The organism is Microbacterium sp. SCPM-O-B-15248 (M128) (assembly GCF_058214835.1).
Genome location: NZ_JBYQLI010000001.1, coordinates 396296 through 413198, shown reverse-complemented (window position 1 = coordinate 413198; position 16903 = coordinate 396296). Strand labels below are relative to the sequence as shown.

Sequence of the window (16903 nt, the reverse complement as noted above, 5' to 3'; positions counted from 1 at the left end):
CGCCAGCCAGTTCCCGCTGAATGGGAATCGTGGCATCCTGAAGCATGGCCAACTCCCCCTCGGGCGACTCGGTGACCGACCGTCTCGTGCGGATCCTCGAGACCTTCACCCCCACGCGCACGGCCCAGACCACCGCCGAGATCGGCCGGCGCGCGGGCCTGCCGAGCTCGTCCGCGCACCGGATCGTCAACGAGCTCGTGGATGCCGGTCTGCTCGAGCGCGACGAGGAGCGCCGGGTGCGCGTGGGCATGCGGCTGTGGGAGCTCGCGACGCGGTCGTCGCACGCACTGCGACTGCGCCAAGCCGCGCTGCCGTTCATGGAGCGCGTCCAGATGCGCGTGCGCGAGCACACCCAGCTGGCGATCCTCGAGCAGGAAGAGGCGCTGTTCCTCGAGCGGCTGAGCGCGCCGGATTCGGGCGCCAACATCACCCGCGTCGCGGGACGGCTTCCGCTGCACGCCTCGTCCTCGGGACTCGTCCTGCTGGCGTTCGCCCCGCACGACCTGCAGGAACGGGTGCTCGGGGGCCCGCTCGCGCCCGTCACCCCCGCGACGATCATCGACCCCGCGGCACTGCGGCGCACCCTCGCCGAGATCCGCACCCTCGGCCGGGTCATCGCGCCCGGGTACGTCGACGAGGTGTCGACGGGTGTCGCGGTGCCCGTGCGCGACGAGACGGGGGCGGTGATCGCGGCACTGTCGGTGGTGCTCCCCCGCGACGCCGAGACCCAGTTCGCCCTCGGCGAGCTGCACCGCGCCGCCCGCGACACCGAGCGCGCCCTAGGCTACCGCCGCTGACCCCCTCCCCCCCTCTCCCCTCTCCCCTCTCCCCCCTCCCCCCTCCCCCCTCCCCCCCGCGTGAGGGGTCAAAATCTGTCGCCTGCACCGCGTCGAAGCGACAGATTTTGACTCCTCACGCCCGGAGTCGCGGCGGCAGAAGAATGCCGTTCAACGGGAATGGGGCGGCGAGGCTCCGGCATCCACGTCAGCATCGGCGGGTACCCGTCGAAGGAGACGTCATGACCCCCACCGTCCGCACCCGCGTCGCGATCGTCGGCGCCGGCCCCGCCGGGCTCCTCCTGTCCCACCTACTGGATGCCGCCGGCATCCCGTCGATCGTCATCGACCAGCGCTCTCGCGACGAGATCGAGAGCACGATCCGCGCCGGCATCCTGGAGCAGGGCACCGTGGAACTGCTCGACACCCTCGGCGACGCCTCGCGCGTGCGCACCGTCGGGCACCGCCACGACGGCATCGAGCTGCGATTCGCGGGCGAAGGCCACCGCATCGACTTCGCGTCCCTCGTCGGCCGCGGAGTCTGGCTCTACCCGCAGCACGAGGTGCTCAAGGACCTCATCGCCGCGCGACTGGCCGCGGGGCAGGACCTGCGCTTCGGCGTCACCGCCGAACGTGTCGAGGACGCCGAGACCGATCGGCCCCGCGTGATCGCCCGCGACGCCGACGGCCAGCCGTTCGAGATCGAGGCGGAGTTCGTCGTCGGCTCCGACGGCTCCCGCAGCGTGGCACGCGCCGCGGTGACCGGATCCAGCACCGGCGGCTACTTCCGCGAATACCCCTTCGCCTGGTTCGGCATCCTGTGCGAAGCCCCGCCGAGCTCGGAGGAGTTGATCTACAGCAACTCCCCCGACGGCTTCGCCCTCGTCAGCCAGCGCTCGGACACCGTGCAGCGCATGTACTTCCAGTGCGACCCCGAGACCGACACGGCCGCCTTCAGCGAGGCGCAGTTGTGGGACGAGCTGCAGAAGCGCGTCCCCGGCACCACGCTGAAGGAGGGCCCGATCTTCCAGCGCGACGTGCTGCGCTTCCGCAGCTTCGTCGCGCACGAACTGCGTCTCGGCCGCGTCGCACTCGTCGGCGACGCGGCCCACACCGTGCCTCCCACGGGTGCGAAGGGCATGAACCTCGCCATTGCCGACGTCCGCCTGCTCGCCGACGCGCTGCGCGCCCTGCTGCTCGAGGACGACACCCGTCTTCTCGACACCTACCCCGAGCGGGCGCTCCGCCGCATCTGGAAGGCGCAGCACTTCTCGTGGTGGATGACGAGCCTGCTGCACGTCGCCCCGGATGCCACCGACTTCGACCGCCACCGCCAGCTCGGCGAGCTGCACGCGGTCGTCGAGTCGCGTCATGGCCAGGCGTACTTGGCCGAGGCCTACTGCGGCTGGCCCTCTGCCTGAACGCGTGAGGGGTCACTTTCTGTCGCCTGGAGCTGCGCCAGGCGACAGAAAGTGACCCCTCACGCGTTACAGCCAGTGCTTGCGCTTGAACGTCAGCCAGAGGCCGAAGGACGTCGCCGCCATGAGCGCCAGTGCCATCGGATAGCCGAGGGTCCAGTCCAGCTCGGGCATGTTCTTGAAGTTCATGCCGTAGATCGCGCCCACGAGCGACGGGCCGAACAGGATCGCCGCCCACCCCGAGATCTTCTTGACCTGCTCGTTCTGTTCGAGGGCGGTGTCGGTCTGCCGCTGCGTGACGAGCGTGGCGTTGACGGTGAGGGCGTTGTCGAGGATCGCGCGGAGCGAGCCGAGCTTGTCGCACTGGCGCAGCACGTGATCGAGCACGTCGCGCAGCGACCGCTGCAGCTCGATGTCGACGCCGTACTTGTCGGCGCCGCGCAGGAGTGCCTGCAGCATGTCGCGCAGCGGCTCCGTCGCGCGCTGGAAGTGGATGACCTCGCGCGCGAGCTCGTAGATGCGCTGGGTGAGTTCGGCGTCGCCGACGCCGAACAGCTGATCCTCGATCTCATCGACGTCGTTCTGCAGACCCGCGGCCACCGGGTCGTACTGATCGACGACTTCGTCGAGGATCGCGTAGAGAACGGCTTCGGGACCGCGCGCGAGCAGCTCGGGCTGCCCTTCGAGACGGCGGCGCACGCGCGACAGATCGGGGACCTCCGCCTGGCGGACGGTCACGACGTAGTCGGCACCGACGAAGACGTGCAGCTCGCCGAAGTCGACCGTCTCGGTCGCATCGTCGTAACGGGCCGGGCGCAGCACCGCGAAGAGGTTGCCGCCGTAGCGCTCGAGCTTCGAGCGCTGGTGCCCCGACAGGGCGTCCTCGACCGCGAGCGGGTGGAGGGAGAACTCGGCGGCCACTCGCTCGAGTTCTTCCGGCGAGGGGCGCAGCAAGCCGATCCAGGCCATGCCGCCGTGCGCTTCCATGTACTCGAAGGTCTGGTCCAGGCTCGCCGGGTTCTTGATCCGGAAACCGTCGACGTACACCGCGCTGTCGATGATGGGCATGGGGTCCGTTCTACCGCCCCCAGGTGGACGAATGATGACCGTTGCGCTCGGGCCGTGTCAGCCCACGGGCTGCGCGGCGGCCCGCCGGGACGCCCCCCGCACTGCGCCGATGCTGGCGACGATGACCAAGGCGATGCCGCAGATCTCCAGCCACGAGAGGCGCTGACCGAGGAGCAGCAAGCCGGCGATGGATGCCGTGGCGGGCCCCAGACTCATCATGATCGCGAAAGCGGAGGCGGGTAGCCGACGCAGGGCGATCAGCTCCAGCGCGTACGGGATCGTCGACGACAACAGCGCCACCGCAGCGCCCAGCGCCAAGATCTCGGGCCGGAGGAGCACCGCGCCGGCGTCCAGGATGCCGAAGGGCAGCGCGAGCACCGCCCCCACCGTCATCGCGAGCGCGAGACCATCGAGGCGCGGGAACTCCCGCCCCACCCGGGCCGAGGCCACGATGTACAGCGCCCAGCTCACGGCAGCGGCGAGCGCGAACAGGACGCCGAGCAGGTCGAGGCGATCCCACCCGCCGGCACCGAGGGCGACGACCCCCGCCAGGGCGAGGCCCGCCCACAGCCATCGGGCGATCCCGACGGCGGTGATGATCGACAGGGTCAGCGGGCCCAGCACCTCGATCGTGACGGTGACGCCCAGCGGGAGCCGCGCGAGCGCGAGGTAGAAGAGCCCGTTCATGGATGCCAGGACCACGCCGAATCCGATGACCGACCGCCACGCCCGCGCGCCGTGTCCGCGGAGCTTCGGGCGGGCGATCGCCAGCAGCAGGAGCGCCGAGAACACCAGGCGCAGCATGACGATGCCGAGGGGTCCCGTGTCCGGGAAGAGCATCACCGCGAAGGACGCCCCGACCTCCTGACAGGCCAGACCCACGAGCACGAGCGCCGCGGCGGGACCCTGCCCGAAGCGCGTCGTCATCGCGCGACCGCGGACCCGGTCACTGTGCGGGCGGCGGGCAGATGGCGATGGTGCCGAGGTTGTCGCGCATCTGCTGCGCCGTCCACGGCAGACCGGCCTCGGGGATGCTGCGTCCTTCGGCCGCGGGGGCCTTGGAGGCGATCGCCGCGAGCTCCCACGCCAGCCACGCACCGGCGGCCTGGTTGGCCCCCGAGTTGTTGAGGACGACCGCGACGGACATACCGGTCTGGGGGTCGGCGAACGCTCCGACGATGTACCCGGGGGCGGACCCGAACTGGCCGATGAGCGATCCGGCCTGGTAGGCGCCGCCCGCGGCGGTGAACCACGTCGGGGTCTCGGGGCTCACCGGGACGGGCGCGGCGAAACGGTCGGTGCCTTCGGGCAGAAGGGCACTCGTCGCCAAAGCCTGGGCGTATCGCCCGAGGTCGGTGATGTTCGTCACGACACCGGAGTCGGCGCCGCCGATGCTCGCGGACGAGACGGTGTAGTCACCGGGGTCGGTGCAGTTCCACGCGCCCTCGGCGTTGGTCTGCGACCAGTACCCGTTGAGCGCGTTGTCCGACGGGGGCGCCGCCGCGGGCCCGGGCAGCGACGTCGCGCCGAGCCCGAGCGGGTCGGCGACGCGCTCGGCGATGAGGTCGGACAGCTTCTCGCCGGTGGCCCGCTCGACGGCCAGGCCCGCGAGGAGGTAGTTGGTGTCGGAGTCGGCGAAGGCCGCCCCGGGCGCATTGCGCCGCGGGCTGGCGATGCCGTACGCCATGAGTTCGCGGGCGTTCCACACGCGGTCGGGATTGATCAGCATCTGGCTGCGCAGGATCGCGCCGTACTCGCCGAGGCCCGAGGTGCCGTCGCACAGCTGGCGCAGCGTGATGTCGTCGAAACCGGGCAGACCGCTCACCCACGTCGACACGGAGTCGTCGAGCGAGAAGGTGCCGGCGGCGGCGAGCTCGTAGACGATGTCGCACGTCATGGCGCGCGTGACGTCACCCGCGCGGAAACCCATGTCGGCGGTGACGTCCGCGCCGCCCGGGCCCTGCGTGCCGAGGCCCGTGACCCACGTGCCGCTCCAGGGTGCCCAGACACCGACGATGGCGCCCGTCGACCCGGTGATCGCCATCGCCGAGGTCACGGCATCCTGCAACTGGGCGACGGTGTCGTCGGGAAGCGAGCCCTGCACCTGCTCGGGGACGTCGATGGATGCCGACCCCCGCGGCGTGCAGCCGGAGAGGACGAGGGCGACGATGCTGGCTCCCGCGACCGCCATGGCCGCCGAACGACGCCATCCCCGCATGTGAACCCCCACCATTCCGCGCGCGATGAAGCATGCGCTCCAAGAATTCAAACACACGCCGAACGGACGGAGTGGCGGCTTGCGTTCCGGAGCAGTCACGGCTGCATCACATCTGCGACGCCGGCCGGGCATCAGGGGTTAGGTTTACCTAACTCGTTGCGTATGATGGCCGCATGAACGCCGTCGCTTCGTTCTCCGCCGCCCTGCGGGAACGGTCGAGCGCCGCCCACGCTCCGTCCGAGATCGCGGATTTCCTCCTCGGTCTGCTCACCGGCGCCGGCACCCGCGAGGATTACATCGCCCACGTCGCGCAGCAGTGGTTCATCTACGAGGCTCTCGAGGCCGGTGCCGCTCGGCTGCACGACGACCCGGTGGTGTCGGTCTTCCTCAGCGACAAGCTGACGCGCCTCCCCGCGATCGAAGCCGACCTGGAGTTCCTCATCGGGTCGGACTGGCGCGAGCGCATCGCTCCCTTGCCGACGACCCAGGCCTACGTGTCGCGCATCCGCCGCTTGACCGCACGGTGGCCGGGCGGCTTCGTCGCCCACCACTACACGCGTTACCTCGGCGACCTCTCGGGTGGTCGCTCGATCGGTCGCGTCCTGCAGCGGCGGTTCGGGTTCGAGACGAACGGCATCGGCCTGTACCTCTTCGCCGACATCGCCGACCCCACGGCGTTCAAGCGGGTCTACCGCGACCAGCTGGATGCCGCGCCGTGGGACGACGACGAGAAGGAACGCGTCATCGACGAGGTGCTCGTCGCCGCCCGCTTCACCACCGAGCTGTGCGAGGACCTCGCGCGCGCGAAGGCCGCTCAGGTCGCCTGAGCCTCCTGCTGGCGGCCGAGCCAAGCCTGCTTCATGAAGCGCCGCACGTCTTCGTCGACGCGGATGTCGCTCGGGCGCAGCGGCCGCGTGAGATACAGCCCGTCGAGCGAGGTGAGACGGCTCAGGGCGACGTAGGTCTGCCCGGGAGCGAAGGCGCCCGCACCGAGGTCGACGACGGCGCGGTCGTAGGTCTTGCCCTGCGACTTGTGGATCGTGACCGCCCAGGCCAGGCGCAGGGGGAACTGGGTGAACTCCGCCACGATCTCGCGCGAGAGATTCTTCGTCCCCGGGTCGTAGGCGTAGCGGTACCTCTCCCACACCGCGGGCTCCACATCGTGCTCGACGCCGTCGACCTCGACGCGCACGCTGTCGCCGGCGATGCGCGTCACGGTGCCGATCGTGCCGTTGACCCAGCGGGGCGCCTCACCGAACTGCGCGCCGTCGTTGCGCAGGAACATCACCTGCGCCCCGATCTTCAGGGTCAGCGCCGGTTCCGCGGGGTAGTTGGCCTCGCCGCGCCCGAAGTCCCCCGAGATCTCGGCGTTCGCCGTCTGCGTGCGGCCCACCAGTTCCTCGAGGTGGCGCCGGTTGATCTCGTTCACGCGGTCGTTGCGCGTCGCGAGCGTGATGATGGGGTGCTCGCCGTCGGCGGGATGCGGCGGCGTGCGCGCACCGGCGCCGTTGAGCACCCCCGCCATCTCGGCGGTCACGCGCCCGTAGCGCACGGCGTTCAGCAGCGCCCGGAACCCGGGGTCGGCCTGCCGGTGAATCTCGACCAGTTCGTTCACGTGCAGGTCGGCACCGTGGCGCCCGATGTCGATGAGCCCGTCGCCCGCGGACTCCCCCGACCACACCTTCGCGTCGAAGAACCAGAACGAGCGGTAGTGGTCGCGGATGTAGCGCGCCTCGTCCCCCCGCGGCGGCACGGGGGCGAGCTGATACGGATCGCCGAACATGACGATCTGGGTGCCGCCGAACGGCTCGGCGCGACGGCCGCGCGCTTGCCGGAGCGAGCGGTCGATGGCATCCATGAGATCGGCGTTGACCATCGAGATCTCGTCGATCACGAGCGTGTCGATCGCGTTGAGGATCTTGCGGGTCGCGTCGTTCTGCTCGATGTCGCCGTTCGCGATGAGCCCGATCGGCAGGCGGAACAGCGAGTGGATCGTCTGCCCCTCGACGTTGAGCGCAGCCACGCCCGTGGGCGCGCAGACGGCGATCTGCTTCTGCGTGTTCCAGGCCAAGTGCTGCAGCAGTGTGGACTTGCCCGTCCCGGCGCGGCCGGTGACGAACACGTGCTCGCGCGTGTCCTCGATCAACCGGAACAGCGCCTGCTGCTCGGTGGACAGGGGTGGCGTGGTCACCGGTTCATGCTAGTTCGCGACGGATGCCGAGACACCGGCCGGCGGCTCGGTGTGGACGACGAGCCAGCGGGCCTGTCCGGACAGCACGTCCTCGACGTGACTGCGGAAGCGGGGGCACTCGGTGATGTCGTGCGCCCGGCACCGCAGCGCGTGCTCGGTCATCGCGCGGGCCTGGGCGATGTCGGCGGCCCGGCGATCGAGCTCCGCGACGTGCTCCTCGAGCACGCGATGACGATCGGGGGCGTCCTCGTCGAGGAGGACGCGGATCTGGTCGAGCGACATGCCCGCCGCCTTGTTGCGGAGGATGACCGCGATCCGCACGAGGTCGTCCTCGCCGAAGAGCCGTCGCCCGGCGGTGTCGCGGGCGGGGCGGAGAAGCCCCGCGTCCTCCCAATGGCGCAACACGTGGGTGTCGAGCCCGAACCGTGCTGCCGCATCGCCGATCGTCTCGCCGTTTGACTTCATGTCGACATGAAGTCACACGATGGTCGCGAACGCAAGCGAGAGGAGCCCGTCGTGTACGAGGCCATCATCATCGGAGGCGGCCCGGCCGGCCTCCAAGCCGCCCTGACCCTGGGGCGCATGCACCGCCGCACCCTGCTGCTCGACTCGGGCGAGTACCGCAACGCCACCGTCGACCACGCCCACAACCTGCTCGGCAACGACGGCGTCGCGCCCGCCGATCTGCGCCGCCGCGGCCGCGACGAACTCGCCGCCTACCCGACGGTCGAGGTCCGGGATGCCGCGGCCTCGGCGGTCGCAGCCGACGGCGACGGCGTGGACGTCGAGGTGGACGGCGAGACGCTCCGGACCGCGCACCTCGTGCTCGCGACGGGGCTGGCCGACGACCTGCCGCCGATCCCTGGCCTGGCGGAGCACTGGGGAGGGCGCGTCGCCAACTGCCCGTTCTGCCACGGTCACGAGTTCGCCGGCCGCCCCGTCGCCGTGCTGAACGCCTCGCCGCACGCCGCGATGCTGCGCGGAATGCTCGCGCCCGTGGCATCCGAGGTCGTCGTCCTCGATCCGGCGCGCGTGTCCCGCGTCGAGCCCGCGGCCGACGGTCTGCGCCTCGTCCTCGACGACGACGCGACGCTCGAGGTCGCCGGCGCGTTCGTCGCCCCCGCGTCGCGTCAGCGGGCCCCGTTCGCCGCGCAGCTCGGGCTCGAGGTGCAGGAATCCGGTGCGGTGCGCATCGACCCGTTCGGCCGCACGAGCGTGGAGCGCGTCTTCGCCGCCGGCGACATGGCCCACCCCGACCACTTCCCGGGGCCCATGGCGACACTCGCGGCGGCGATCGCCGCGGGGCAGCTGGCGGCCGTGGCGATCGTGCAGTCCTTCGCGACCGCGCCCTGAAACCCAGGGGTCGGGCACCCGACCGACCGGGCCCGCACCTACCCCCGGGCTCGTCCCGCGGCCACCCGCGCCAGGCTCGACAGCTCGATCGCGCGCGCGTCCACCCCGCCGGGGACCGTCATCCTCGTCGGGATGTAGCCGAAGGCGAGATCGTGCGCGGGGTCGGCGAAGGCGATCGCCCCGCCTGCACCGTCGTGGCCGTAGGCCCGGAAGCTCGCGAACGGCATGTCGAGGTGCGGCTTCATGAAGACGATGCCGAAGGCCAGGGACGCATCCAGGACGACATCGCGCCCGCGCACGTGCATCTGCGCCATCTCCGCGAACGTCTCCGGCGGCGCGATCGGGTCGCCGACGTGGCCGAGCGTCGCCGCGTACAGCCGCGCCAGGCCCCGCGCGGATCCGACGCCACCCGCGGCCGCCGTCCCTCGGCGCCGGACGGCCGCGGAGTGCGGTCCGAATTCGGCGAGGAGCCCGTCGCCTGGGCGGCCGAGCGGGCCGAATGCCGCGGCGGCGAGGTCGTCCCGCGGGCCGGGATCGGCCGAGCCGTCGAGCACGGCCGGACGCGGGTCGACGTACCGGGCGGCCTGATCGTCGGGGAGACCGAGGAAGAACTCGATGTCGCGCGGCGCTCGTATCCGCGACTCGTAGAGGTCCTGCAGCTCTTCACCGGTGGTGCGGCGGACCAGCTCCTCCATCAGGATGCCGATCGTGATGCCGTGGTAGCCGAAGGCGGCTCCGGGTCGCCACAGCGGCCGCTGGCGCGCGAGCCGTTCGGCCCCCGCGCGGGAGTCGATCGCGTCCTCGGGGCGGATGCCGTCGTCCGCCGCCGGCAGCCCCGCCTGGTGCGACAGGAGCTGGCGGACCGTGATTTCACCTTTCCCGGCCGCGGCGAACTCCGGCCAGTAGTACGCGACGGCGCGATCCAGCTCGAGGTTGCCCTCGCCGAGGAGCATCGCTATCACGGTCGCGGCCACGCCCTTGCTCACGGAGTACACGCCGGTGAGGGAATGCGCGCCCGGCCCGCATGCGAGGTCGACGACGACCTGGTCGCCGACGAGGATGCACAGCTGCGCGCCCCAGTCCGGATCAGCCGCGGACCACTCCGCGAGACGGGCGCGAACCGGTGCGAAATCGGGGCGGGCCCCACCCTCGACAGAGTTCACGGCATCCTCCTCGTGAGGGTCCCTCCGGCGGCGCCCCAGCCGCCGATGACCGGCAGCTCGAGGATGCTGCGGGCCTCCGATGTGGAGAGCAACCGCCGTTCCTCATGGCGCGTCGGCGCGGGGTGGAAGGGGTGGGCCGCCCCCGCGACCTGCAGCCGAAGGCGGTGGCCGGGGCGGACGGTGAAGGCCGAGGGCGACAACGTGACGGTCGCCTCGGCCGCCCCCGCCTCGCTTCGGACGAACCCGTCGGCGATGTTGCGCGACACTCCGCGCGGGTCGACGTCGCACAGACGGACGAACCAGTCCTGCGAATGGGCGAGCGGCGCGGTCGCGATCCGGACGGAGGCGCGGCCGGCGAGAGTGAGCGGATGCCGAAGCACGTCGGTCGAGAAGACCTGCACGTCGTTCCGCTTCTCGCGCGGCCGCTGGTTCCGGCGTCCGGCGAAGTCCGGATTGAGCCCCCGGCCCCCGGCCGCGGGCGGGAGATCGGACGGATCGACGGTCCAGCGCACGTCTACGCGACCGCGTGGCTCGGAGCGCAGCGAGCCGCCCTCATCCAGGATCAGTCGTCGTGTCTCCGCAGCGGGGGGCCACGCGGGGAGCTCCACCCAGCGGGACAGCCCCTCGTCCCACACCGCGGCGCCGCGACGGGCGTCGCCGTCGAGCGCCCGCAGGGTCTCGCGGATCAGGGCGGTCGCGATCGGTGCCGAGCCGTGCGTCCACGGCCCCACGACGAGCCGGACGTCACGCCCCGCCGACGTGAGCGCGTCATGATCGTCGAGCTCGCCCACCACGAACGGGTCGTACCAGCCGGCGACGAGGGTGGCCGGTGGCATCCGGTCCCGGATCCCGGTGCGACGCAGCGGGTCCCACCAGGGATCGTCGGGCGCGTCATGCTTCACCCACTCCCGGTAGGGCGGATACGACTCGCCGGCCAGCAGCACGCGGTCGGCGGCAGCGGGCGCCGCCGCGAGGGCCGCCGGCATCCGCCGCTGGAGCGCGCGAGCGGCGCGCACCCGGCGCAGGCGTGGAAGCTCCTGCGTGAGGAGCCCGCCGATCCACATCAGCGCCATCTCGGGCGCGAACACCCCGTGGGGATACACGGCCGCGGCGTGCATGTCGGTGGCGGTCACGGCGGTGGCCACCGACGCCACCCGGCCCGCATCAGCGGCGATCACCGAGTACGCGGTGTGGCCGAAATAGCTCGCACCGAGGAGCGAGATCGGTCGGTCCGCCCACGGCTGATCGGACAGCCACGCGAGGGTGTCGGCGCCGTCCTCGAGCTCGCGGGCGAACGGGTCGAACTCCCCACCCGATCCGAAGGTGCCGCGGCAGCTCTGCACGACGACCGGGTGCCCGCGCTCGGCGAGCAGCCGGGCGAGCAGATCCATGCCGTCGCGGCCGTACGGAGTACGGATGAGAACCAGCGCCGACGACGGATCGAGGGGCCGCGGGAGCCACACATCGCACAGCAGTTCGACACCGTCGCGCATGCGCGTCGGCACCGCGCGCCGGACCTCCGGGCGCGCGTTGGGCGCCGGCAGGCGCCCGATCATCCCGACCACCCGGCTGCGAAGCGTCATCCTCGTCCTCCCCTTCCGCGGGCCCGTCTGGCGCCCGTCATCCCTTCACGGCCCCCGCGGCGAAGGCGTCGATGAGGCGGCGCCGCAGGATCGCGTACATCACGAACACGGGGATGACGCTGATGACGACGCCCGCGGCCAGCCGACCGAGGTCGACGTCCGCCCCCTGGAACGCGCCCTCGCTCCGCAGCAGCGGCAGCGCCACCTGCACGGTGTACGACGCGTTCGTCGTGATGACCTGGGCGAAGATGTACTCGTTCCAGGCCGCGAGGAAGCACAGGATCGCCACCGTCGTGAGCCCGGGGAGCACGATCGGCATGAGCACGTGCCGCATCCGACTGACGATATTCGCTCCGTCGAGTTCTGCCGACTCCTCGATCTCCTTCGGGATCGCCCGGAAGAACGGGATCAGCAGCAGCACCGCGAGCGGGACGTTCATCGCGGCGTAGAACAGCACCAGGAAGAGCAGCGGCACCTGGATCAAGCCCGACCGCACCGCCATGAGGTACGTCGGCACGAGAACCGCGAACTGCGGGATGAGGAACGCCAGGCCGAACGCGATCTGGGCTCCCGTGGCGAACCGCGAGCTGCGCCGGGCGATGCCGTGCGCGGCGGGCGCGGCGAGGAGGATCGTGAGGAGCACCGACCCGACGGCCACGGCGAGGGAGTTGGCGGATGCCGCGATCAGACCGACCGCGTCATTGGCATCCGCGAATTTGGCGAACGAGAACGACCCCGGAAGACCCAGCGGGTCGAGGGCGATCTGCGTGTTCTCCTTGAACGCGCTGACGACGAGGTAGTACAGCGGGAGCACGATGAGCGCGGCGTAGAAGAGGACCGGCACGTAGGCGGCCGTCCAGCCGAGCACGCGACGGGGTGAGGACGCGGTCATAGTCACTCCTTGGTCCGGAAGGCGAAACGGATGATGCCCATACCGAGGAGGCCGACGAGGAGGCCCACGACGCCGATCGCCTGGCTGTAGCCGATGCGACCCGAGACGAATGCCTGGTCATAGAGGTAGAACGCGAGGGTCATGGTGTTCGAACCGGGGCCGCCGTTGGTGAGCAGGAGCACGGTCCCGGCGGACCCGAGCAGCAGCCACAGGAACTGCAGCATGGTCATGAGACCCACGAAGTCCTTCGACATCGGCAGGGCGATGGACACGATCTCGCGCCAGATCCCCGCACCGTCGAGGCGCGCGGCCTCGTAGACCTCGTCGGGCACGCGGCCGAGCGCCGCGGAGAAGATGACGGCGGTGGCCCCGATGCCGGCCCACGCCTCCGTCGCGATGATCGCCCACAGGGCGGTCGAGGGATCGGCGAGCCAGAGCCGCTGCAGATCGCCCAGACCGACCGCGGACAGGATGCTGTTGATCGCTCCCCGCGGTTGGTAGAGGCCGGTGAACATCATCGCGCGGGCCGAAGCCGACACGATCCACGGGGTGAAGAAGATGATCGACAGCACCGCGTGCCCGGGCGGTCGGCGGCTGAGGAAGAAGCCGAGCAAGAACCCGAGCGGGATGATCAGCAGCAGCCCGACACCGACGTACAGGACGGTGTTGACGATCGCGACGCGCAGGATCTGGTCCTGGAACAGGTAGGCGTAGTTCGCCAGCCCGCTCGGCGTCGGGATCGCGACGAGGCTGTTCCAGGTGAAGAAGCTCAGCACGATCATGGCCAGCAGCGGCACGACCATGAACAGCCCGTACCAGACGAGTGCGGGCGAGACCTCGAGCACCTGGCCCGCACCGCGGCGGCGCGCGGACGCGCGCCGTCGCGGTGCGGAAGCGATCACTGTGCTTGCCACGCCTGCTCCAGGCTCGTGGTGATCTGCTCCGCCGTGGATCCCGCCACGAAGGCCTGGGTGGATGCGCGGAAGAAGGCCGAGGTCACCGTCGGCGACAGGATGTTGTAGGTCGGCTGATACACGGTGGTCTCCGACGGCAACTCCTTCTGCGACGCGACGTTCAGCGGCGGGAGGACCGACTCGTCGAGCGTGAGGTAGCCGTCGCGAGCCGGGGAGATGTAGCCGATGTCCACGAACTGGGCAAGGTTCTCCGGCTGGTAGAGGAACGAGATGAACTTGCCGACCTCATCGATCTTCTTCTGCCCGTTGGGGCTGACCCATATGCCCGTGGACTGCCCGGCGAAGCTCACCGGCTTCGACACGGGGCTCCCCTGCGGCAAGGGGAAGCCGCCCAGCTGCACGTCGATCTGCGGGAAGGTGGCTTGCGCGTTGCCGTAGCCCCAGGACCCGTCGAAGAGCATCGCGGCTTTTCCGGCTCCGAAGGCCGCGACCTGGTCGGGGTACTTCAGCCCGGCGGAGTCGTCGCTGAAGACGCCCGCGTCGCGCAGCTGGAGCATCCCGTCGATGACCTTCTGGCCGTCGGCCCCGGCCCAGTCACCGCTCTGGAAGAGGGCGGTGACCTCGTCCTCGGTGAGGAGGGTCAACGCCACGAGCGTCAGCACGCCGGGCGCGGGGTAGTCCGCACCGCCGACCGCGAAGGGCTGCACGCCGTTCGCCCGCAGCGCTTTCGACAGCGAGATGAGCTCGTCCCACGTCTTCGGGGGTGCGCTGAACCCGGCCTGCTTCAGGAGGTCCATGTTGTACCACATCGGCCAGTTGTAGCCCTCGAGCGGGAAGGCCTGCAGCTGCCCGTCGGCGTTCGTCCACGCCTTCAGCGCCGAGTCCGAGAACACGTCTTTCAGGCCCCACTGATCGAGGTATCCCGACACGTCGACCGTCGCGCCGTTCTTCAGCCACGTCGTGGGGTCGCCCACGAGGTTCGTCATGACGATGTCCTGCTCGGTGCCCGACACGACCGACTTCCCGTAGGTCGTGGGCAGGTCGGTCTGGACGACGAACTGGTTGGTGACGGTGACGCCGGGGTTCGCCTTCTCGAACTCGTCGGCCATGGTGTTGAGCCACTTTCCGGCCGGGCTGTCGGCGGAGTAGAGGCTCAGCGTGGTGATCTCGTCCGAGCCGCCGCCCGTGTCGGAGTTCTGGGCGGTCGAACAGCCGGCCATCGAGAACGCCAGGGCAGCGGCTGTGGCGAGGCCGACGACGGCGCGGATGCGCCGGCCGTGGCCGAGGGTGTGGTGCGTCATTGCAGGGACCTTTCTCAGCGTTGAGAGGTGGGGGTGGGAAGGGGGACGACGGTGGCCCCGCGGGGAGGCAAGGACAGGTCTCGAGAGCCCCGCGGGGTGGTCAGGCGGACGTCGCGCGGTTCGTCCGCCTGACTCACGACGACGGCGAACTCCGTGCCGTCCGGGTGGACCAACAGGTCGGCGAAGACGTCGTCCGACGACGTCGTGGCGACCTCTCGCGCGCCGGACCCCTCGCCGAGGGCGCGGTACAGCCGCACGAGACCGGCGCGGTCGACGAACGGCACGCGCGCGGCGTGGAGTTCCACGGGGTAGGTGCACAGCAGCAGACGCCCCTCGCCGGTCACGCGTTCGACGATGGCCGGGCGGCCGAGGGCGTCGCGCGCGATGACCGTGTGATCCTCGGCGTCGACGGGCAGCATGACCCGGGCGACGGCGGACCCGCCGATCGGCAGGACGATCTCTTCGCCCGCGGCGATGTCGCCGAGGTGCCGTTCGAAGCGGAACGTCACGGTGTCGCCCTCGACGGGGCGCGTGAGCCCATAGCGAGCCTGCTGACGGATGCCGAAGCTCGCGTTCACGTCCGGCCACCACCATCCGCGCTGGTTGAGGGATTCACCGGAGCAGAAGCTGACCCACACGGTCGACCCCTGCTCGGCGGCAGCCTGCAAACCGCGGGCCGCCGGCGCGGTGATCGGCTTGGTGGCCGGCACGAGCAGCAGTGGAAGAGCCGGGATGCCGCGCGTCTCACGAACGAAGCCCGGCTGCAGGTCCGCCAGGCGAGCCGCGATGTACCCCTCGAGGAGCGAATCCCGGATGCCACCGGCCTCCTCCGGATTCCAGAAGGGGTAGTCGCCGTCGAGGAAGGCGCTGACCAGGATGCCGGTCCTCGACGCGACGCGGCGCGCACGGGCGAGATCGTGCTCCCGGACGGTGGCGGCGAAGGACGCGAGCTCGCCGAGCGCGGGCTTGGGCGTGCCGTCGGCGGTCGTGAGCCCGAAGTTCATCTCGTACGGGTGGTGCGAGTAGGGCTCGGCATCCGGGATCGCGAAGTCGGTGTTGTTCCACCCGAGCCATCCGGTCACCCCGGCGGCGAGGGTCGAGTGCAGCACCTGGCGGTAATAGTCGGCGGCGTTCTCGTGCGACGCGAACTCGCTGGTGACGCCGAACTCCTCGAGCACGACGGGCCGGCCGAAGGGGGCGCAGAGCTCGGCGTTGAACGCGGGGATGAGGTGCTGCCGGACCGGGTCGTCGCTCATGTGGTAGGAGTGCGGCCCGATCCAGTCGATGAGGGGAGCGGTCCAGCTGAGGCGGAAGCCGTTGTCCTGGCCCATGACTTCGCTGCCCCAGGCCCCGTCCCCGAGCGACACGGGCTGCGTTCCGCCCGCGGCGCGGACGGCCGCGACCATGAGCTCGCCCCACGTGCGGACGGCTTCCTTGTTCGTCTGCTCGGCGGGGCCCATGAGCCCGCCGCCGCCGCCGTAGAGGGGCATCTCGTTCGAGACGAGCCACGCCGACACCGCGGGATGTCCCGCGAACCGCTTCACCATCTCACCGATGAACCACGCCTGCCGCCCGACCATCCACACATCGCTGTAGAGGTCACGGCCCCCGCGCCACGCGGGATCCCAGTTCTGCCCCGACATGTGGCCGACAATGAAGGTCGGGATCGTGCGCAGCCCCGCCTCGATGTGGAGATCGAGGAAACGGGCGAACAGCGCGCACTTCTCCTCGTCGATGCGGTAGGGCTCGGGGTGGAAGTCGGGCCAGAAGAAGAACGTCCGCGTCACCGTGAGCGAGTGCTCCGCGAGAAGCGCGAGTTCCTCCGCCACCACTGCCTCGTCGAACTGCCGCCACATGTGCGGGCCGCCCGCGCGCGACCAGAAGTTGACACCGATCCACGTGTCGCCCATCGCCCGCATCGGCCGGTCGAATGTCGTCGTCGCCACGTCGCTCCATCTCATTCACGTCGTCGTTGAACGGAATGACGATAACTCGAAAACAGCTCACGTGCAATATTTTCATCGAG

General features: G+C 70.7%; 15 protein-coding genes. 4 read left to right on the top strand and 11 right to left on the bottom strand.

What is annotated here, in order from left to right; all coding sequences use genetic code 11:
* Positions 1-44: 44 nt before the first annotated feature.
* Positions 45-797, top strand: a complete 753-nt coding sequence (locus AC3E6M_RS01955; protein ID WP_138175364.1) for an IclR family transcriptional regulator — start codon at positions 45-47, stop codon at positions 795-797.
* Between the two features lie 221 nt (positions 798-1018).
* Positions 1019-2197 (top strand): 4-hydroxybenzoate 3-monooxygenase, encoded by a 1179-nt coding sequence (locus AC3E6M_RS01950; protein WP_138177354.1) that lies wholly within the window; start codon positions 1019-1021, stop codon positions 2195-2197.
* Between the two features lie 66 nt (positions 2198-2263).
* Here AC3E6M_RS01950 and AC3E6M_RS01945 read toward each other — a convergent pair whose 3' ends face one another.
* From AC3E6M_RS01945 to AC3E6M_RS01935, 3 genes are read right to left on the bottom strand one after another with little or no spacing between them, the layout of a single operon-like run.
* A complete protein-coding gene (locus AC3E6M_RS01945) occupies positions 2264-3262 on the bottom strand; it encodes a magnesium and cobalt transport protein CorA (RefSeq protein WP_138177352.1) in 999 nt (332 codons plus the stop codon).
* A 57-nt stretch (positions 3263-3319) separates the two neighbouring features.
* Positions 3320-4189 carry an EamA family transporter gene (locus AC3E6M_RS01940; RefSeq protein WP_138177350.1) on the bottom strand — a complete coding sequence of 290 codons (870 nt, stop codon included), beginning with the start codon at positions 4187-4189 and terminating at the stop codon, positions 3320-3322.
* A gap of 19 nt (positions 4190-4208) precedes the next feature.
* Positions 4209-5480, bottom strand: coding sequence for a serine hydrolase domain-containing protein (locus AC3E6M_RS01935; RefSeq protein WP_490528906.1), 1272 nt, complete (start codon positions 5478-5480; stop codon positions 4209-4211).
* 173 nt (positions 5481-5653) lie between these two features.
* Between AC3E6M_RS01935 and AC3E6M_RS01930 the strand changes: the two genes are divergently transcribed.
* Positions 5654-6307, top strand: a complete 654-nt coding sequence (locus AC3E6M_RS01930) for a biliverdin-producing heme oxygenase (RefSeq protein WP_490528905.1) — start codon at positions 5654-5656, stop codon at positions 6305-6307.
* Here the strand turns inward: AC3E6M_RS01930 and AC3E6M_RS01925 are convergent.
* Entirely contained in the window at positions 6295-7671 is a 1377-nt protein-coding gene (locus AC3E6M_RS01925; protein WP_138177344.1) for an ATP-dependent DNA helicase, read from the bottom strand. The two genes, AC3E6M_RS01930 and AC3E6M_RS01925, sit on opposite strands and share 13 nt — an antisense overlap.
* Positions 7672-7680: 9 nt before the next feature.
* Complete coding sequence (locus tag AC3E6M_RS01920; protein ID WP_138177342.1) at positions 7681-8136, bottom strand: MerR family transcriptional regulator; 456 nt, start codon at positions 8134-8136, stop codon at positions 7681-7683.
* 6 nt (positions 8137-8142) lie between these two features.
* Between AC3E6M_RS01920 and AC3E6M_RS01915 the strand changes: the two genes are divergently transcribed.
* Positions 8143-9024, top strand: coding sequence for an NAD(P)/FAD-dependent oxidoreductase (locus tag AC3E6M_RS01915; protein WP_490528904.1), 882 nt, complete (start codon positions 8143-8145; stop codon positions 9022-9024).
* Between the two features lie 38 nt (positions 9025-9062).
* On the opposite strand, the gene AC3E6M_RS01910 is transcribed toward AC3E6M_RS01915, so the two are convergent.
* The 6 genes from AC3E6M_RS01910 to AC3E6M_RS01885 are packed head-to-tail and all read right to left on the bottom strand — an operon-like array spanning position 9063 to position 16823.
* Positions 9063-10187 carry a serine hydrolase domain-containing protein gene (locus tag AC3E6M_RS01910; RefSeq protein ID WP_138177340.1) on the bottom strand — a complete coding sequence of 375 codons (1125 nt, stop codon included), beginning with the start codon at positions 10185-10187 and terminating at the stop codon, positions 9063-9065.
* The gene (locus AC3E6M_RS01905) at positions 10184-11770 is read right to left on the bottom strand and encodes a CocE/NonD family hydrolase (protein ID WP_490528903.1); all 1587 of its coding nucleotides are present in this window, start codon (positions 11768-11770) and stop codon (positions 10184-10186) included. Before AC3E6M_RS01905 ends, AC3E6M_RS01910 begins: the two co-directional genes overlap by 4 nt.
* A 37-nt stretch (positions 11771-11807) precedes the next feature.
* Positions 11808-12662 (bottom strand): carbohydrate ABC transporter permease, encoded by an 855-nt coding sequence (locus AC3E6M_RS01900; RefSeq protein ID WP_490528902.1) that lies wholly within the window; start codon positions 12660-12662, stop codon positions 11808-11810.
* A 2-nt stretch (positions 12663-12664) separates the two neighbouring features.
* Positions 12665-13576, bottom strand: a complete 912-nt coding sequence (locus AC3E6M_RS01895) for a carbohydrate ABC transporter permease (protein ID WP_490528901.1) — start codon at positions 13574-13576, stop codon at positions 12665-12667.
* Positions 13561-14877: an ABC transporter substrate-binding protein gene (locus AC3E6M_RS01890; protein WP_490528900.1), complete on the bottom strand. Its 1317-nt coding sequence runs from the start codon at positions 14875-14877 to the stop codon at positions 13561-13563. The genes AC3E6M_RS01895 and AC3E6M_RS01890 overlap by 16 nt, the downstream gene beginning before the upstream one ends.
* Before the next feature lie 14 nt (positions 14878-14891).
* Positions 14892-16823 (bottom strand): glycoside hydrolase 5 family protein, encoded by a 1932-nt coding sequence (locus AC3E6M_RS01885; RefSeq protein ID WP_490528899.1) that lies wholly within the window; start codon positions 16821-16823, stop codon positions 14892-14894.
* Between the last annotated feature and the right edge of the window lie 80 nt (positions 16824-16903).